We start from the raw sequence: 17,024 nt of genomic DNA, 5'->3' as shown, positions 1-17,024 counted from the left end.
TAATACGTGCAGCATTATGATCGGTGTTACAAAAATGTAAACGGTTGTTTGAACTTTTGGTAATTGAACTATACTGTGGTCAGACCACAAGGATAAAATAATAGAAGTGATGTCTGCCATGTACCCACATTTACTTGAACCACTCGATCTTGGATTTACCCAGTTACGTAACCGTGTATTGATGGGATCAATGCATACAGGTTTAGAAGAAAATAAAGAAGGTCTCCACAAACTCGCCGCGTTTTATGAAGAGCGAGCAAAAGGAGGCGTTGGCCTTATTGTTACCGGTGGTTTCTCTCCTAATTTACGTGGCAGATTAACCCCATTTAGTGCTGAATTCAGTAAAGTGAAGCATGCAAAAGCTCACCAAGTTGTTACCGAGGCCGTGCACAAGCATGGCGGTAAGATTGCCCTTCAGTTGCTGCATGCTGGCCGCTATGCCATGCACCCATTCGCGCAAAGTGCTTCGGGTATTAAAGCGCCAATCGCTAAGTTCGCACCGAGTGAGATGAGCCCTCGTCAGATCAAAAAGACCATTGGTGCCTTTGCCAACAGTGCCGAACTCGCCCAAGTCGCGGGTTACGACGGCATTGAGATTATGGGATCTGAAGGTTACTTGATTAACCAATTCATCTGTAAACGTACCAATATGCGTTACGACGAATGGGGCGGTTCTTATGAGAAGCGCATGCGTTTCCCGCTGGAGATTGTTAAATCGATTCGCGAAGCAGTGGGTGACGACTTCATTATTATTTTCCGACTGTCGATGCTGGATTTGGTTGAGCAAGGCAGCACCTTTGAAGATGTTGTTCTATTGGCTCAAAAGCTGGAAGAAGCAGGCGTGACTATTATCAATACCGGCATCGGTTGGCATGAAGCGCGTGTTCCGACTATCGCGACACAAGTACCACGTGGTGCATTCTCTTGGGTGACGGAAAAAGTGAAACCATACGTGTCGATCCCAGTGGTGACATGTAACCGAATTAATACGCCAGAAGAGGCCGAACGTATTCTTAGCTCTGGGCAGGCTGATATGGTGTCTATGGCGCGTCCATTCTTGGCAGACCCGGATTTTGTTAATAAAGCAGCTCAAGACCAAGCTCAGTTCATCAATACCTGTATCGGTTGTAACCAAGCTTGCCTTGATAACGTGTTTAAAGGTAAACGTGCGAGCTGTTTGGTGAACCCACGCGCTTGTTACGAGACTGAAATTGTTGTTCAGCCAGCGCAAGCGACTAAGACCATTGCGGTTGTCGGCGCAGGCCCAGCCGGTTTAGCCTGTGCAACGACTTTAGCTCAGCGTGGGCATAAGGTTGACTTGATTGAGAAAAATGACCGTATCGGCGGTCAGTTTAGATTGGCAATGCAGATTCCGGGTAAAGAAGAATTCAGAGAAACGATTCGCTACTTTGCTAACCAAATCGACGCATCAGGCGTGAACCTGAAACTGGATACTGAGGCAACGTTTGAGATGTTGTTGAAGTACGATGAAGTCGTGATGGCGGCTGGCGTAGAGCCAAGAAAGCTCGATATTGAGGGCATTGACCAAGAAAACGTGGTCGATTACCAAACCTTGATTCGCGAAAAGACACCAGTAGGCGAAAAGGTCGCGATTGTTGGTGCTGGTGGTATTGGTGTCGATGTGGCAACCATGCTGACAGAACCGACTTCACACAGCCTAGACGATTGGCTGCATGAGTGGGGCATCGATAAGAACATGGAACACCCAGGCGGACTTTACCCTTACCCTGATTCATTCAGCGATAAAACGGTGTGGGTGATGCAGCGTAAAGCGGGTCGTGTTGGTAAAGGTCCGGGCAAAACTACAGGCTGGATTCACAAACGCACACTAGAAAAACGCGGTGTTAATCTACTGGGTGGCGTGAGCTACAACAAGATTGATGACCAAGGTCTGCATATCAGCGTTGGTAAGAAAGAGCAGGTGCTGGATGCTGACTCGGTTATCGTATGTGCAGGTCAGGTGTCAGTTCGTCCATTCGAAGACATGTGGCAAGAGTTTGGTGGCAAACTGCATGTGATAGGCGGCGCCGATTACGCGGGTGAATTGGATGCAGTACGCGCAATTCGTCAAGGTGTTGAGCTAGCGATTAAGTTATAGAATCAGCTATCAAACTGTAATCTTATCAGTAGATATTGTTACTTAATTTGCTGAGTTAGATTTTGAACAAGGCTCCTAAGTCATAGATTTAGGAGCCTTTATTGTTTCTAATCTAGCCTAAATGGACAGCGGTTGAGATTTATTATCGTTTGTATTCTGTGCTAAAGTTCAAGTATACAAATAATAAAGAAATAGTAAGGACTTCAAATGGATGCTTTGGATCTATTGCTCAACAGACGCTCAATCGCAAAACTCTCTGATCCGGCACCTGAAGGTGTGGCGTTAGAAAACATCATCAAAGCAGGGCTGCGTGCTCCAGACCACGGTGCACTAACACCATGGCGCTTTGTTATCGCGCAAGGTTCAGGCCTACAAAAGCTTTCAGACATCTTGGTGCGCGCCGCTGAAGCGGATGACAGCGAAGAAGCGGTTATCGAGAAAGTAAAAAAAGCGCCGTTCCGAGCTCCGATGGTGATTACTGTGATTGCCAAAGTAACTGAGCACGAGAAAGTGCCTGCTATCGAACAACATCTGTCTGCGGGTTGTGCTGCACAGGCGATGCAAATGGCCGCAGTCGCACAAGGTTTCCAAGGCTTTTGGCGCTCAGGTAAATGGATGTTCCACCCAGAAGTACACCAAGCATTTGGCCTAGAAGGCGACGATGAAATTGTTGGCTTCCTATACCTAGGCACTCCAGGCTGTACACCAATGAAAGTGCCAGAGCGCGACTTCTCTAAGTTCGTTGAGTTTTTATAAAGAAAGCTGAAGCTTGAATAGTGGAATGCTAACTGTATAAACAACCAGTTTTTCTTGATTTATTAGAGCCACATTAGATAATGTGGCTCTAATTGTTTGTAGCATCTGGAAAAACATGTCTCGCCTTATTATTGCTGAAAAACCAAGCCTCGGCCGCGCGATCGCCGCTGCACTACCTAATCCACAAAAGAAAGACCAAGGGTTTATCAAATGTGGCAATGGGGATGTGGTGACTTGGTGTATTGGACACTTATTGGAGCAGGTTGAGCCGGATGCTTATGACGACCGTTATAAGAAGTGGAATTTAGCCGATCTTCCTATCGTGCCGGAGCAATGGCAGCTAAGACCGCGTAAGACTTCAAGCAAACAGCTCACGGTGATCCGAAAGCTATTGAAGGACGCCACTCAAATTGTTCACGCCGGAGACCCGGATAGAGAAGGGCAGTTGCTGGTTGATGAAGTGATTGATTACTGCAAAGTCTCTAAGGCTAAGAAAGAGTCGATGGACAGGCTACTGATCAGCGACTTGAACTTACCTGCCGTAAAACGTGCACTTTCTCAAATGCGCAGCAACCGTGACTTTATTCCGCTTTCTATTTCCGCATTAGCGCGCTCTAGAGCCGATTGGCTGTATGGCATGAACATGACTCGTGCTTATACCTTACTCGGTCAAAAGGCTGGCTACCAAGGTGTGTTGTCGGTCGGGCGAGTACAAACGCCTGTACTTGGTTTGGTGGTAAGGCGCGATGAAGAGATCGAAAACTTTATTCCGAAAGATTACTTCACTTTGCACGCTTTGATCCCTTATCAAAATCACGGCCAGAGCTTTGATATTCGTGCGCGTTGGAAGCCAAGCGAAGCATGTAAACCATGGCAAGATGAAGAAGGGCGCGTGCTCAATCGAAAGCTGGTTGAGAATGTGGCTAACCGAATTGCGAATCAACCCGCGACGGTGACGGAATCAGAGCAAAAGCAAAGTAAACAAGCTGCGCCACTGCCTTACTCGCTGTCAGCCTTGCAGATTGATGCGTCTAAGCGTTTTGGTATGAGTGCTCAACAGGTGTTAGATACGTGTCAGTCATTGTACGAGAAACACAAACTCATCACTTACCCACGTTCTGATAGCCGCTATCTACCTAAAGAGCACTACTCGCAGCGAGAATCGATCGTTGATGCTATCGCTAACAATGCGAAAGAGCTGCAAAGTGGCGCTCAAGGTGCGGACCTTTCTCTTAAATCAAAAGCATGGAACGACAGTAAGGTCGATGCTCACCACGCGATTATTCCTACTCCGAAGAAGTCATCGGTGAACGGCCTGTCTGCCAACGAGATGAAAATCTATCAGCAAATCGCTCGTCAGTATCTAATGCAGTTTTACCCACCTGCGGTTTTTGCTGATGCTAAGCTGGTCTTTGATATCGCTGGTGGCGTGTTCATCGCAAAAGGGCGTCAGCTTATCAACCCGGGTTGGAAGGTGTTGATGGGTAAAACGGATACCGAAGAAAAAGGGGATGGCACGGATACGGTTCCTCCATTGGATAAAGGTACGGTGTTGACGTGCCGTGAAGGCGTGATTGGTGATAAGAAAACTGAGCCACCAAAACACTTCACGGAAGCGACATTGCTTCAAGCGATGACAGGTATCGCGCGTTTTGTTGCGAACAAAGATCTCAAAGCCATTTTGAAAGAAACCGATGGCCTTGGCACAGAAGCAACCCGTGCGGGTATTCTAGATACTCTATTCAAAAGGCAGCTGCTAACGCGCCAAGGTAAGAGTATTCACAGTAGCCCTGCGGGCAGAGGCTTGATTCATGCCTTACCTGAGGATTCTACCTTCCCAGACATGACGGCACATTGGGAGCACCAGCTGCAAGGCATGGCAGAACGAAATCAAGCGTATCAGCCTTTCATGCAAGCGTTAGAAAGCAAGATTGATGGTTTAATGGGTAAAGTAAAAACGGGAGAAGTTCCTGAATCACTCCGCCACCTTCCTAAAGTCGAGAGACCTGCCTTCAAACGCCGTAAAGGCGGTGGGGCGAAGAAGTCTTACGCCAAGACAGGTACGTATGCTAAGAAAGGTACTTCCGCTAAAAAGAGCACTAAAAGCTAAGACTTATTGAGGTTAGGATTAGCGACCGACTTTACGGCCACAACGTTTAAACAGTTGCTGCCAATAGTCAACATGGCGACGAGTGGATGATCGAAAGGCTTGATGTGCATCTTGGATGGGAAAGTAATAACTGTGCAGTTCAGGTTGCGCGTCAAACATTCCTAGTTGCGGGGCTATGTGCTGATAGTAGCCATCCAGTTGCGCCATGTAAGGCTGAACCTTACCTATGTATTGTTGCTCGAACACATTGTTGAGATAGCGGAACTTAGTGGTGTCTCGTTGTTTACCACAGATGATCTTGTCATCAAAAGTTGTCAGCTGTTTGGTGATGGTATCAAGCTCAACTGACGCCCGAGCGAGCGAGTAGTATAAATCCCCAAGGGTCGAACTCTTCTCTAATACTTCTTGAACCTCAGTGGTTTTGCCGGAAACGAGCGATGTGTTTAACGCTTGATTGATGTGTTCTAACGCATCACTGGTTTGTCGTACCTGATCGCCTATATCAGCGCGTAACCACTGACTACCCCGCATTTGTGACTGCATAGCATCGCTGGCATAGATGAGATTCCATTGATGCAGTGGAAACTGTGCGAGTTTCTGTTGCTCAATTTGTCTTAGTAATTCTACGATCTCTGGGTCTAATTCATTACTGGATAAACACTTGCCCACGCCTTCAAGTAGCGCGACTTGATAATCGTAATTACGAAACTCATCCGCGACCTTGCCCAGAACCGAATTTCTTTCTGCAATCAGATTGAACAATCCACACTGACGAAGCTGGTAGCTGTCGATGAGGCCGATAGAGAGTGAGGGCACGTCAAGCAGCAGTTCTCGTTTTCTCGGTAGGCTTTCAAATTCCCATTCCTCTATTATCTCGTCAGCATCTTGTACTCTGGCTATCTTTGTTTGATAGTCGTCGAACAAGTCGCTGGGGCCATCACTGAAACAGCCAGCTAGCATCACTGTTAGACAAAACAGCGTTGAGTGCTTAACTAGGTTTGAGAGATGCCCTGCATTCATCTGTGGATTACCAGTCAATTTCGCTGCCATCGAAATTGAAGAAGTGACCACTCACTTCGGTATTCGCTGACTCGATGACTTCAATCAGGCCGGAAGCTGAAGTGTCGGTGTCGATCAGAGCATTAGGGCCACCCATTTCAGTCTGCACCCAACCTGGATGCAGTGCTAACACCGTAAAGCCATCATCGGTTAAGTCGTTGCTTAGGCTCTTCACCACGGAGTTTAGAGCGGCTTTAGAGGAGCGATAGATGTAACCGCCGCCTGAGGTGTTCTCTGACATACTGCCGACTCTAGAGGATAAACAAGCGACCTTTTTGATATCGCTGCCTTCTAGTAGAGGCAATAGCGTTTCGACAAGCTTTAGTGGAGCGATGGTGTTGACTTCGAATACACGACGCCACTCTTCAACATCGGTATTACCCAGCCCGTAGCCTTTAGGGCCATAGTAGCCAGCGTTGTTGATCAAGATATCAATCGACTCTATTTGCGAAGGGAGTTGGCTTACTGCTTGGTAATCGGTTATCTCTAATTGAATACAGGTAAGGTTGGTGTTGTGGTCTGCGAGTGAGAGCAGTTCTTTTGCTGAATTGTCATCACGATAAGTCGCGTACACCTTGTGATTACTTTCCAAGTATTGTCGAGTCAGGCTTAAGCCAATGCCGCGGTTCGCTCCAGTAATAAAAATAACGCTCATGGTGATTCCTTTTAAGTTCAATTAGTTAAGTTTGATGGCTTAACACGAGAAAATCAACGCTCCACCAACTGGCCATTAGCATTCCTACAAAAATCATTACTGCTGCCGCTGAGCCGCAGATCACCCCAAAGATGAGTATTACGTTTTTCATTATGGTCTCTACTTTATAATTAATAACAATGATAACCATTATCATTAATTAAGGTTGTCGCCAAGTTTGAGGCTGTTATGATTTTGAGAAAGATACGCAATTAGCCTGATTATGATTCCTTTAATTTACCACCCAATCTATTCACAGTTACCTTTACCAGAAGGTCATCGCTACCCAATCAACAAATATCAGTTGTTGCATAGTGCTGTTGAGGCGCTGATGAATAGCGAACCTCGATGGAAGTGCAAGTTTGAAGTGTGCCAACCAACGCCGGTTTCGGTTGAGCAAGTAAAACAGGTACATGATAGCGAATATGTTGATTTGCTCGTGTCTGGTAAGTTACCTGCAGCAAAGATGAGACGTATCGGTTTCCCGTGGAGCGAGCAACTTATCGAAAGAACACTCTACTCAAGTGGTGGAACCTGCTTGGCCGCTGAAATGGCAATAGAGACTGGTTTAGCGATTCATTTGAGTGGTGGTTATCATCATGCGCATCATGATTTTGGAAGTGGCTTTTGTTTGTTGAACGATTTGGTTTTAGCGGCAAAACACGCGCTGACCTTTGAACATATCGATAAAGTGCTGATCGTTGATAGCGACGTTCATCATGGTGATGGCACAGCAACTCTTTGCCAAGACAACGACGACATCATTACTCTGTCGTTCCACTGCGATAAAAACTTCCCTGCACGAAAGCCGCTATCCGATTTAGATGTGCCATTAAGTCGTGAAACAGAAGATGAAGAGTTCCTACGTTGTTTTGAACAAGTCACTAAGTTAGCGATTGCTCACCATCAACCTGATCTGATTATTTATGATGCGGGGATCGATATCCATCAAGACGATGAATTGGGTTATTTGAATGTCTCGACACAAGGGATATTTGAGCGCGACTGTTTCATGATTGAATTAGCGAAATCAGAGTCTGTTCCGATGGCCTGCGTAGTCGGTGGCGGATATCGAACTCAACATCAAGATTTGGTGCCGATTCACATGCAGCTGTTAAAAGCGGCTTATCATGTTTACGGTTAACCTCTCAAATTAGCGCCTGATAGCTCATTGAAATGATGGTGTGAAATAAGCGTATCTTGCACCATAAAAGACACGGTTGCACCATTGTGATTCATATAAAGTGCTTTTTTATTAATTAGTTACGTATTTGTGTGATTAATTGTGGTCTGTAAATTGCTTTACCCATGTGTCTATAAAAACACAAGGGATAAAAATGAACCTGACGGACAAGGAACGTAGTTGGCTTAATTGGTTTGGCGCAACAGGAAAACTGGCTATGCGCAGAGCTTGTTTCCTCAATCGAAGTAGGACGGAGGAGCTTGAACAAGCTTTTGAAAGTATTGCTCACACGCGAGTTCAACTTCTGCATAACTGGGTCAAGAATCAATGGGACTTTTTAGAAGACTCTGCTGTTTATTTGGCAAGTCGAACGGAAGAGCAAGCACAGGGGACGTTATCTAGCCTTCTTAAACGCAGTACGGATTTTTCTGAGTTGGCGATCGTCGATGCTAAGGGGATAGCACAAGCATCGAGTTATCATGAGCATGTAGGGGTTAACCTTGGAGACAAGAAGGCTTTAGTTGAAGGGGCTTCAAAGCGTTATCTGCATGGGCCGTATATGGATCAGCGCACGTTGAACGTAGGGGCTTCGAGTTCATCGTTTCATGACCAAGTAACGCTGATGTTTTATGTCCCCTTTTCTCGGGATGAAGGGGCGCCGCAATTCCTATGTGGTCGTGTTCCAAATGATGTTATTGGTGACATTATTCAAAGAGAAGCGGGGCATATTTATAGCGAGTCGGGTGATAACTATATCTTTATGGTCGACTCCATTCATGATCCTCATACTCAGCCGGGTGTTGCGCTCTCTCGTTCTCGCTTTGAAGATAATACCTTTTCACACGGCGAGAACTTAAAGCAAGGGATTCATACTGATTGGGGAACGGTTAAGATCCAGCACCACACCGAATTTGAGATTCGCTTTACAGACCCAGCCACTAATCAGCTTCACCCAGGCGTAAGAGAAACCATTAAAAATGGCAGTAACCTGTTTATAGGTTATCCGGGGTATTCCGACTATCGCCACATACCGGTTATTGGTAAAGGTATCACCTTTCAATTGGATGGTTCACCAGATACCTTTGGCATGATGTGTGAGTCCGATTTAGAAGAGGTCTACAGAGACCGAAGCCTAAGTTATACCTTATCTAAACACTTCATCAGCTGCATGCTACTGCCTCTATTTATTCCATTACTGTTTGCCAACCTTTATACACTCACACCTTTTATGCAGAGTGGCATTATGTTCGCTTGCGCGTTGATCTCATTGGGCTTATTCCGTTTAGTTAGCGCCAAACCACTAGCGAAGAAGATTCACGAAATGACCGGGGTAATGCAGACCTTAGCCGAAGGTGATGGCAACTTAAGTCGGAGGCTTGATCCCACAACATTCAGTCATAATGAACTTGGCAACCTAGGGCGTTGGACTAATAGTTTTATCGACAATTTAGATAACACGGTGAGTGAGTTGATCCATGCGAGTCACGAAGTTAGAGAGGTTTCGGAATCGATGTTTCGTCGCAGTGTCGTGATGAAGCAAACCAGTGATGATGCATCACAAGCGTTAAGCAATATGCTTCAGTTGAGTCAGTATCAACAGAGCGAAATTACTCATGCGAGTGTCTCAGCAACGCAAATGGACACGGTGATGAAACAAGCCGTTCTGAGTGCGGAGAAGGAATACAATCAGTCCGTCGAAGGCATGGAGATTGTTCGCAATATCGTAGAAAGCTCGGCGCATAGCGTGAATGAGGTGAATAATGAAATGACTAAGGTGTCTGACATTATAGATATCATTACTGACATTACCGCGCAGACTAACCTTTTGGCCTTGAATGCCGCCATTGAGTCGGCAAGAGCAGGTGAACACGGGAGAGGGTTCTCTGTCGTCGCTTCTGAAGTAAGAACTCTGGCTGACCGAACTTCACAAGCTGCTAACCATATTAGTGACCTAATGAAAGAGCTGCATAGTAAGTCTCGCAGTGCTGTTGAGTCCATGGAGCGAGGTGTCGAGAATGTGAGTAAAGGAAACTTAACAGTCGACTCAAATGCTCGCAGTGAGCAAATTCAATCAGCGGTGAGTGACCTCTTTACCACGATGTCTAACTTAGATGAAAACAGTCAGAAAAATGGACAAACGGCAGATAAAGCCCAACGTTCAATATCTGACTTACAACTGTCTACTAAGCAACTCGCACGTCGAGTGTCCTTGATGGGCAATGCATTGAGCCGTTTAGACCAATTGATTGGGCGTTTTGAAGTGAGCCGAAAGGTGGCGTAGTGGAAAATACGTAAGTTCTTTACGCAAACGCCAGATACAAAAAAGCCGCTGATTTCTCAGCGGCTTTCTTTAATGTGGTGGAGGGATAGGGATTTGAACCCTAGAACCGCTATTAACGGTTGCCGGTTTTCAAGACCGGTGCTTTCGACCACTCAGCCATCCCTCCAATGGCGCGTATAATATAAGGGTGGCTTTCGCTTGTAAATACCCTTATTAACTGACTGCTTTTTTTATGAACGCTTTTTGGTGTTTTTGTTCTGAATGATTATTTATTGTTCGGTTTATTAAGAAGCCGACAAAATCTAATATTCAATAAGCCAAGTATTCCCAACTTTTGTTATACGTGAAGTGTTTCTGTGCTATTAAAAAAAAGTATCTAATTGGCTTGCAGGTAAAGTTATGAGGGGAGTGGCTTAGGCGCATGAACTTTTAGTTTAGAACGGTGAGATCGGAATTTAAAACTAGGTATAAAGTGAATGGGTTTGAAACTGGGACTGTAGAGAGTTTTGTTAGATGAGCTTTATATTTTAAAAAGCTTCAGATGCAAAAAAGCCGCTGATTTCTCAGCGGCTTTCTTTAAAGTGGTGGAGGGATAGGGATTTGAACCCTAGAACCGCTATTAACGGTTGCCGGTTTTCAAGACCGGTGCTTTCGACCACTCAGCCATCCCTCCAGTGGCGTGAATAATATAAGGGGTGGAGGATCTTGTAAACCCTTAATTTTCATAATTTTGTTTTGTTGCTTGTTTTCTAATCATTCACGGCAATAAAAAGGGAAGCCATTGGCTTCCCTTTGCTGTTTGCTGATTATTTAGTCATTTTTTGTGTAGAAACGCTGTAGCTCTGTCAGGCCTTGCATCAACACAGGTAAGCGAGGGCTTACGTTTTTCAGGCGCTTGTAATTTTGGTCGTACAATTTGTAGTTACCAAATTTATCCAACACCGTTGTTTGCTGGTCAGTAACAAGAGCAAGTTCACGAGAGTCGCCCGCGAGAATCCACTTTCTGTTACGTTCATTAAACAGGCTGCGACCACTACTGAAATCTGTTGGGTTCGAAGATACACCCAATAGCTCTTGCATCAGTGTTACTGACACGTCTAGATGACTAGAACGGTGGGTGTATTCAGAAGCAGACTTGCCAGGCCAGCTGATAAACAGTGGTACTTGTAACTGATAACGACTGTAGTTGGAGTTTGCACCCCAGCTGTTGGTTTTGGTTTCGTTAAACTCAGTACCGTGGTTAGAGGTAATGATAACCACCGTGTTATCGGCAAGCTCTAAGCGTTCCAGTTCAGCGTAGATAGTTGCTAGCTGAGCATCGGCCGCTGTCGCCGACTTTTGATAGTCTGCTGCAAAACGCTCTGCTGTCGTTAGCGTAGAGTCCGACTCTGAACTTGAATCGTAGCTGGCGAAGTTATCCAGTGTGGTTAATTCAATAAAGTTAAACCAAGGGCGTTTAGCTTGCGGTGATTGAATCCAGTTAGACCAAGCTTTTATGGCACTCTGGTCATCATAAGTTGCTTGCTCTGGCATCACATCACGGCCTCGGAAGATGATATCCGAGTACAGTGCATCACTAAAGTTGTCGCCACTGAAAGCAGCGAACTTGTAATCGTGATTCTCTAAAACATCGAGCAATACTGCGCTTGACCCCTGAGCTTCAATGCTGCTTGCGTAGCTGCTCGGTAGGCCGTAGAACAAGCCAAAAATACCAAACATATCGTTACTTGAACTGTAGTGGTTGGTGAAGTTGATCGACTGTTGTGCGTAGGCATAGCTGTTTGGCATCGCTGTCGCATTAAGAGCGTCAGAGCGAAGGTTGTTCACACTCACCATCAGGATATTAAGATCATCACTGCGGCGGTTGTATTGAATTTTTTCTAGCGGGTAGCTAACTAGGTTTACATTCTCTTTGTTCGCTTCTAAACGCTCAAGGTACTCTTCACGGTCTAATAGGCCATGTTTTTCCATAAAGCTTTTCGCTGTCATTGGGTAAGACAGTGGGAAGTTCGCTTTCTGGCTAGTAATTGGGTTATAGAAGTACGCATCAGCCCACATGTAGGTCAAGTGGCTGCTGATGAAACACAAGAAGAAGACGGCAGTAATCGGACGTCCAATGTGTTTATGAGACAGTTTACGCTGCTTACGCCAAACCCACTCAGATAGACCGAGTTGCAGCAAGAAGATAAGCGGCATAACAATGAAGAGGTGCTGCAAATCAGACGTGAATGCAGATTCCTCTCCACTGAATAAAACCTCCCACACGACAGGCGTCAGGTGGAGGTTTATATTTTGATACGTTTGGGTATCAATCAGTAGGACAGTTAAACCTATGGTCGCGAAGATAACGGCAACCAAACGTAATAACTTCCTCGACGGAAGAATAAAAGTGAGCGGGAACAGCACTAATAGATAGAGCGCGAACACTAAAAAGCCAAAATGACCAACCCACGATGCAGCCAAATAGAATTGGCCTAGCAAGGTTTCTGGCCAAGCAGATTGAGTAATATAACGAGTACCAATCAACATCGCAGCAATGATGTTGAAAAATGCAAACCAGTGACCCCAACCAACCAGTCGAGATACACGATCGCTATATGAGTTTGCGCTGTCTACCATTTATAATTCTTTTATCCGTCAATCAAATTTAGTGAGACTTTTTATCTTCAAGAGAAGAAATTAAAGCCTCGGCAAATTTTTCAGCAATTCCTTTGCGTTGTGAAGCAGCAACATTCTGATTTAAGACATTGGTTGCGATATTTCCAGCGATCATCAGTGAAAGTTCTGGCGAAGCTTTGTGCTTAGTTAGTACAGCACCTACTTCAGCTAGGATTTTTTCAACTTGATCATCTGTGTATTTAGATATAATCGGCATAAGGACTCTAATAATGATAGTAAAAGCGGCTTATGATAACCTACTATGCACGACAACTGAAACCTGAACGGTAATATTTTCACTATGAGCCTTCACCTTTCCAACGTAATTTTACACCAGCTGAGCAAGAACGATCAGGATGAGCTGATTGTTAACTATCGTGCTGAATCTCTAGAAAACGATGCTTCATCTGAAAGCCTAGTTGCTGAACTTCACCGTGTTTTTAATTCAAAAGCAGGCAAAGGGTTTGGTTCTTTCAAATCTGACAGCGAATTCCAGCAGTGGTTGCATCAACTTCGTGCTGGTGAGACAAACTTTTACGATTTTTCTCAAAAGAGTGCGCAACGTCTAAAAGACGAACTATCAAAGTACCCATTCGCTGACGAAGGTATCTTGGTAATGGCTGAATATCAGTCACTTGCAACAGATTACCTTTTCATTGGTTTATTGCCTTCAAACCAAAGCCTAAAGGTAACTGAAGGGCTTGATATTAGTGCGACTGACTACCTTGATATCTCAAAAATGGATATCGCGGCTCGCCTAGACCTTTCTACTTATGAGACTGATAAAGAGTCAAACCGTTACTTAACTTATATTAAAGGACGTGTTGGCCGTAAAGTCGCGGATTTCTTCTTAGATTTCTTACAAGCTGAAGTCGGTTTGGATGCGAAACAGCAGAACCAAGTACTGATGCAAGCGGTAGAAGACTTCGTTTCTGACTCTAAATTAGAGAAAGAAGAAGCGATCAGCTACAAAAAGCAGGTTGCGGATTACTGTAACGAGCAGCTTAAAGCGGGCGATGAAGTACAAGTTCGTGAACTTTCTGGTGAGTTGCCAGCAAGCACAGATGGCACAAGCTTCTTTGACTATACTAGTGAGCAAGGCTACGAGTTAGAAGACAGCTTCCCAGCCGATCGCGCAACTATGCGTAAACTAACAAAATTTGTTGGTGCTGGTGGCGGTTTGAATGTTAGTTTTGATAGTCTGCTTCTAGGCGAACGTATCTTTTACGATCCGGAGACAGACACGCTAACGATTAAAGGCACTCCACCGAACTTACGTGACCAACTGACTCGCAATAAGTCATAGTCCGAAGTTAACGGATAAAAGCGGCAGCAGGACGTTGTCGCTTATTTTGTGCTTAATCTTTTAGCTACGGTCATGGCTTCAAGTTAACACGCACAAGGAATATAGATGGAACAATCAGTAGCAAAGCCCAAACGCTTTAAAAAACCAGCCACCTTTTTGGTTGTGCTCTTGGCTCTGTGGTTACTTCCTTCATTGGCTCTTCTTAATCTAAGCCGTTCCTACACCAATTCTCTAGCTCAAATCGAAGAGCTCGGTATTCGAGTCAACGAATTGAGGCAATCGCTTTATTTCTCAGAACCGCTTCGAGTCTCTCGTATCAATGATCTCGCACTCGATGCTCAGTTGGTTTATTCGATCCGACTGCAGATTGAATCTGATTTCCAACACGCCTTGTTTCGTCCTGATGTCAACCAACTGTTGTACGTAGCTGATCAGTTCCTAGAAAAGTTCGATGAGTTCATTCCAATAGAAAGCCAAGTTCAAGACATCGTTGATAACATTAAGATCTTGCGTGCTGATAAAGAGCTTTCCCCTCAGCTAAAACCGCTCCTCAACGAATTCGGTGTTGTGGTATTTGAAGCCATGTATTCTGAAAATCAAAGTTCGTCAGCGACTTATCGCGCCTTTGATTCCATTCTAGAAAAATCTTATTCCTTAGAAAACGAAGAACAAGATGCACTCCAACAACTACTGGCTGATGCGTCAGCATTGTTGAGTGATTACGCTCAGCTTAACTATTTGGTTGATAAGATTAAGAAAAACTCAGTAAATGAACAGATCATAAAACTCGAAGCTGAGTTCCATGATCGTCAATTCAACCTATTGTTGGTGATGCTAGGCTTAAGCTTGGTGGCGATGAGCGGGATAGTGTTTTGGGGCGTTAGGTCCACAAAAACGATGAAAGAAGCAGACCAAGAACTCAGCTCTGAACTAGAAATTAATTCAAGTAAGGAAGACGCTTCTTATAGCGATGTTGTTTCCTCAGCAGTGAAACAAGCAGATAGTGACGCTTATGTATCCGAGAACAGGCCAACGCGCCAGTCTTCCGACTCTCAACCTCCGCAGAGCGTTAACGTTACAAGCCAACCCGTTGTACCGCAATACTCTATTCAGCAAGTCCCTGAACAGGCGCCAGTAGTAGAGAAACACGTTGCCAGTGTCACAGATTCAAAGCCTGCGATTGATATCGAAGACATGTTAGAAACGCTCGATGGTGATGCTGAGTCTGTCGAACTCTTGCTTGGTGTGTTTGTACAAGACCACGCAGGTGACTACGAGAAGTTTAAGTCTTTGTTGACCAAAGATGAAACCTCCGCGGCTCGCATTGTACATAGCTTAAAAGGCGTGGCTGGCAGTATTAAAGCGTCTCGGTTAGCCATCATTGCCGCAACCATTGAAATGACAATGAAGCAGTCCAGAGCGATCAGTGAACATGATTTAGCTGAACTAGAGCAGGCTATAAAAGCCTCTGTGGATTCTGCTCATGAATATTTAGACAGTCAGCGTTAACTTTTACAGGATTTTTGACAATACTCTGACGAAGCGCTCATACAATCAGCGCCCTTAGTCTTTGTCAGAGGTTTATATGTTACGAGTTTCGAGTCGAAGTTGGATGGTGTTGGTGCTTAGCATTGTGCTAAGTGGTTGTTCTCTCTTAGAAGTTAAGTTAGATAGTCAAACGACGCCTCTCACTCAACAAGAGTTAAATGCTCGGCTCATGACGCGTGAATACGCCAAGATGTTTTTTACACGAGTAGAAGACTCGGCTGATTTAATCGCGCAATTTTATCCTGCTGATGACACTTTACATCAATCTTATGTGTTGCTTTGGAAGATCCATGCAGAGCAGGGATTACAACAAGCGGCTTACCAAACTTCCCCAATGTCTGCGTTAATTGACTCGTGGGTTTTCACTGCCCAAATGAATCAGTTTTATAGCCAAGGCGATGGCGCGGACCTATTCGCGACGGATGATGCGGTAGAGGCTGCTCGTTTTCTTGACCAAGAAGCAGAGAAATTGGCAAAGGGTGTATTGAACTCCAGTGATTTCAAAAAAAGCAAAGCGTTCGTTGCTCAGTTTGCCGCTAGCCACCCATTTAAAGATCTCACATTCAGAAGCACGCCTGCTTACCGTGAATGGCTAAGTTACCTTGGTAAAGACGAGTCGCAAATCGTCCAGAGTTTAGGCACCATGCCAGAAGCAATGAGCGATGCATCAGACCGCTTAAGCTTAATGGCTGACCAGACACCGAAACTGATGACGTGGAAAGCTGAGTTGGTTGCATTGAATAGCTCGCTAACGGGTGAAGACCTATCGATGACGCTAGAAAGCCTTCGTCAAACATCAGCAAGCATGCAAGACTTTATTGAGAACAACCCAGAATACATGCAAACGCTAGCCTCTATTATGTCGACAGAAATGCAGCCATTGCTCAATGATCTTAGTGACAAAACAGACCAAAAACTGGCGATGTTGAGCGATGAACGTGTGGCTTTAGAAAAAATGGTGACACGTGAGAGAGAAGCACTTGTAGAGATGATTGCGAAAGAGCGCATCGAGATTGCCGGCATTGTGACTTCAGAAAGAGAACTGTTCACGCAAGACCTTGATCGCGTCTCTCAAGAGGTGGTGGTACTGGCGATTGATAAGCTAATGGAGTTAATCAAAGGTGTGATTATCTACTTCATCCTGTTTATCTTAGTAGTGTTCTTTGCACCGTTAGGCATCGGTTACTGGTTGGGTAAACGAACCGCCAATAAATAGATAAATAAGTAAATCAGCAGATCAAAAAAGAGCGCTCTAGGGCTAATGCCGTTCACTTAAGAGTGAACGGCATTTTTGTTCTTAGCATACCGTT

At 45.0% G+C, this 17,024-nt stretch carries 12 protein-coding genes and 2 tRNA genes; 8 read left to right on the top strand and 6 right to left on the bottom strand.

Annotation, left to right across the window (positions count from 1 at the left end):
• Nucleotides 1–109: 109 nt before the first annotated feature.
• The 3 genes from AB6E78_RS08660 (at nt 110) to AB6E78_RS08650 (ending at nt 4,985) form a co-directional block, all read left to right on the top strand.
• Nucleotides 110–2,119 carry an NADPH-dependent 2,4-dienoyl-CoA reductase gene (locus tag AB6E78_RS08660; RefSeq protein ID WP_017070327.1) on the top strand — a complete coding sequence of 670 codons (2,010 nt, stop codon included), beginning with the start codon at nt 110–112 and terminating at the stop codon, nt 2,117–2,119.
• 207 nt (nt 2,120–2,326) lie between these two features.
• Nucleotides 2,327–2,875 carry an NAD(P)H nitroreductase gene (locus AB6E78_RS08655; protein WP_017059376.1) on the top strand — a complete coding sequence of 183 codons (549 nt, stop codon included), beginning with the start codon at nt 2,327–2,329 and terminating at the stop codon, nt 2,873–2,875.
• 115 nt (nt 2,876–2,990) lie between these two features.
• On the top strand, nt 2,991–4,985 hold the full coding sequence (locus AB6E78_RS08650; RefSeq protein WP_017063444.1) for a DNA topoisomerase III: 1,995 nt from the start codon (nt 2,991–2,993) through the stop codon (nt 4,983–4,985).
• Nucleotides 4,986–5,003: 18 nt separating this feature from the next.
• On the opposite strand, the gene AB6E78_RS08645 is transcribed toward AB6E78_RS08650, so the two are convergent.
• The gene (locus AB6E78_RS08645; protein ID WP_372133133.1) at nt 5,004–6,035 is read right to left on the bottom strand and encodes a DUF3080 domain-containing protein; all 1,032 of its coding nucleotides are present in this window, start codon (nt 6,033–6,035) and stop codon (nt 5,004–5,006) included.
• Nucleotides 6,013–6,699 (bottom strand): SDR family oxidoreductase, encoded by a 687-nt coding sequence (locus tag AB6E78_RS08640; RefSeq protein WP_136979094.1) that lies wholly within the window; start codon nt 6,697–6,699, stop codon nt 6,013–6,015. The genes AB6E78_RS08645 and AB6E78_RS08640 overlap by 23 nt, the downstream gene beginning before the upstream one ends.
• A 262-nt stretch (nt 6,700–6,961) precedes the next feature.
• Here AB6E78_RS08640 and AB6E78_RS08635 point away from each other — a divergent pair, with 262 nt between their 5' ends.
• Together AB6E78_RS08635 and AB6E78_RS08630 are read left to right on the top strand one after the other, a co-directional pair.
• A complete protein-coding gene (locus AB6E78_RS08635) occupies nt 6,962–7,882 on the top strand; it encodes a histone deacetylase (protein ID WP_136979093.1) in 921 nt (306 codons plus the stop codon).
• 193 nt (nt 7,883–8,075) lie between these two features.
• Nucleotides 8,076–10,202 carry a methyl-accepting chemotaxis protein gene (locus tag AB6E78_RS08630; RefSeq protein ID WP_372133136.1) on the top strand — a complete coding sequence of 709 codons (2,127 nt, stop codon included), beginning with the start codon at nt 8,076–8,078 and terminating at the stop codon, nt 10,200–10,202.
• Nucleotides 10,203–10,277: 75 nt separating this feature from the next.
• Here the strand turns inward: AB6E78_RS08630 and AB6E78_RS08625 are convergent.
• The 4 genes from AB6E78_RS08625 to AB6E78_RS08610 all read right to left on the bottom strand — a co-directional run bounded on the left by AB6E78_RS08625 (nt 10,278) and on the right by AB6E78_RS08610 (nt 13,077).
• A tRNA-Ser gene (locus AB6E78_RS08625) sits at nt 10,278–10,368 on the bottom strand.
• A gap of 416 nt (nt 10,369–10,784) precedes the next feature.
• A tRNA-Ser gene (locus tag AB6E78_RS08620) sits at nt 10,785–10,875 on the bottom strand.
• 137 nt (nt 10,876–11,012) lie between these two features.
• Nucleotides 11,013–12,821 carry a DUF3413 domain-containing protein gene (locus AB6E78_RS08615; RefSeq protein ID WP_017065981.1) on the bottom strand — a complete coding sequence of 603 codons (1,809 nt, stop codon included), beginning with the start codon at nt 12,819–12,821 and terminating at the stop codon, nt 11,013–11,015.
• A gap of 28 nt (nt 12,822–12,849) precedes the next feature.
• Entirely contained in the window at nt 12,850–13,077 is a 228-nt protein-coding gene (locus AB6E78_RS08610) for a YejL family protein (RefSeq protein WP_004734063.1), read from the bottom strand.
• Between the two features lie 84 nt (nt 13,078–13,161).
• Here AB6E78_RS08610 and yejK point away from each other — a divergent pair, with 84 nt between their 5' ends.
• From yejK to AB6E78_RS08595, 3 genes are all read left to right on the top strand, one after another.
• Nucleotides 13,162–14,166 (top strand): nucleoid-associated protein YejK, encoded by a 1,005-nt coding sequence (yejK, locus tag AB6E78_RS08605; RefSeq protein WP_017061190.1) that lies wholly within the window; start codon nt 13,162–13,164, stop codon nt 14,164–14,166.
• Between the two features lie 105 nt (nt 14,167–14,271).
• The gene (locus tag AB6E78_RS08600; RefSeq protein ID WP_102398080.1) at nt 14,272–15,675 is read left to right on the top strand and encodes an Hpt domain-containing protein; all 1,404 of its coding nucleotides are present in this window, start codon (nt 14,272–14,274) and stop codon (nt 15,673–15,675) included.
• Between the two features lie 76 nt (nt 15,676–15,751).
• Nucleotides 15,752–16,930 carry a chemotaxis protein gene (locus tag AB6E78_RS08595; RefSeq protein WP_372051268.1) on the top strand — a complete coding sequence of 393 codons (1,179 nt, stop codon included), beginning with the start codon at nt 15,752–15,754 and terminating at the stop codon, nt 16,928–16,930.
• Nucleotides 16,931–17,024 lie beyond the last annotated feature (94 nt).

Origin of the sequence: Vibrio sp. 10N.247.310.98, assembly GCF_041467395.1 — a bacterium.
Taxonomy (GTDB): domain Bacteria; phylum Pseudomonadota; class Gammaproteobacteria; order Enterobacterales; family Vibrionaceae; genus Vibrio; species Vibrio crassostreae_C.
Note: the sequence above shows the minus strand (reverse complement) of the source record. Positions and strands in the feature narration are given on the sequence as shown.

Excerpts from the sequence above, each read along its gene's own strand:
- AB6E78_RS08655 (WP_017059376.1), top strand. The coding sequence starts at position 2,327 with ATGGATGCTTTGGATCTATTGCTCAACAGACGCTCAATCGCAAAACTC.
- AB6E78_RS08615 (WP_017065981.1), bottom strand. The coding sequence starts at position 12,821 with ATGGTAGACAGCGCAAACTCATATAGCGATCGTGTATCTCGACTGGTT.
- AB6E78_RS08630 (WP_372133136.1), top strand. The coding sequence starts at position 8,076 with ATGAACCTGACGGACAAGGAACGTAGTTGGCTTAATTGGTTTGGCGCA.
- AB6E78_RS08610 (WP_004734063.1), bottom strand. The coding sequence starts at position 13,077 with ATGCCGATTATATCTAAATACACAGATGATCAAGTTGAAAAAATCCTA.
- AB6E78_RS08595 (WP_372051268.1), top strand. The coding sequence starts at position 15,752 with ATGTTACGAGTTTCGAGTCGAAGTTGGATGGTGTTGGTGCTTAGCATT.
- yejK (WP_017061190.1), top strand. The coding sequence starts at position 13,162 with ATGAGCCTTCACCTTTCCAACGTAATTTTACACCAGCTGAGCAAGAAC.
- AB6E78_RS08640 (WP_136979094.1), bottom strand. The coding sequence starts at position 6,699 with ATGAGCGTTATTTTTATTACTGGAGCGAACCGCGGCATTGGCTTAAGC.
- AB6E78_RS08650 (WP_017063444.1), top strand. The coding sequence starts at position 2,991 with ATGTCTCGCCTTATTATTGCTGAAAAACCAAGCCTCGGCCGCGCGATC.
- AB6E78_RS08600 (WP_102398080.1), top strand. The coding sequence starts at position 14,272 with ATGGAACAATCAGTAGCAAAGCCCAAACGCTTTAAAAAACCAGCCACC.
- AB6E78_RS08645 (WP_372133133.1), bottom strand. The coding sequence starts at position 6,035 with ATGGCAGCGAAATTGACTGGTAATCCACAGATGAATGCAGGGCATCTC.
- AB6E78_RS08635 (WP_136979093.1), top strand. The coding sequence starts at position 6,962 with ATGATTCCTTTAATTTACCACCCAATCTATTCACAGTTACCTTTACCA.
- AB6E78_RS08660 (WP_017070327.1), top strand. The coding sequence starts at position 110 with ATGTCTGCCATGTACCCACATTTACTTGAACCACTCGATCTTGGATTT.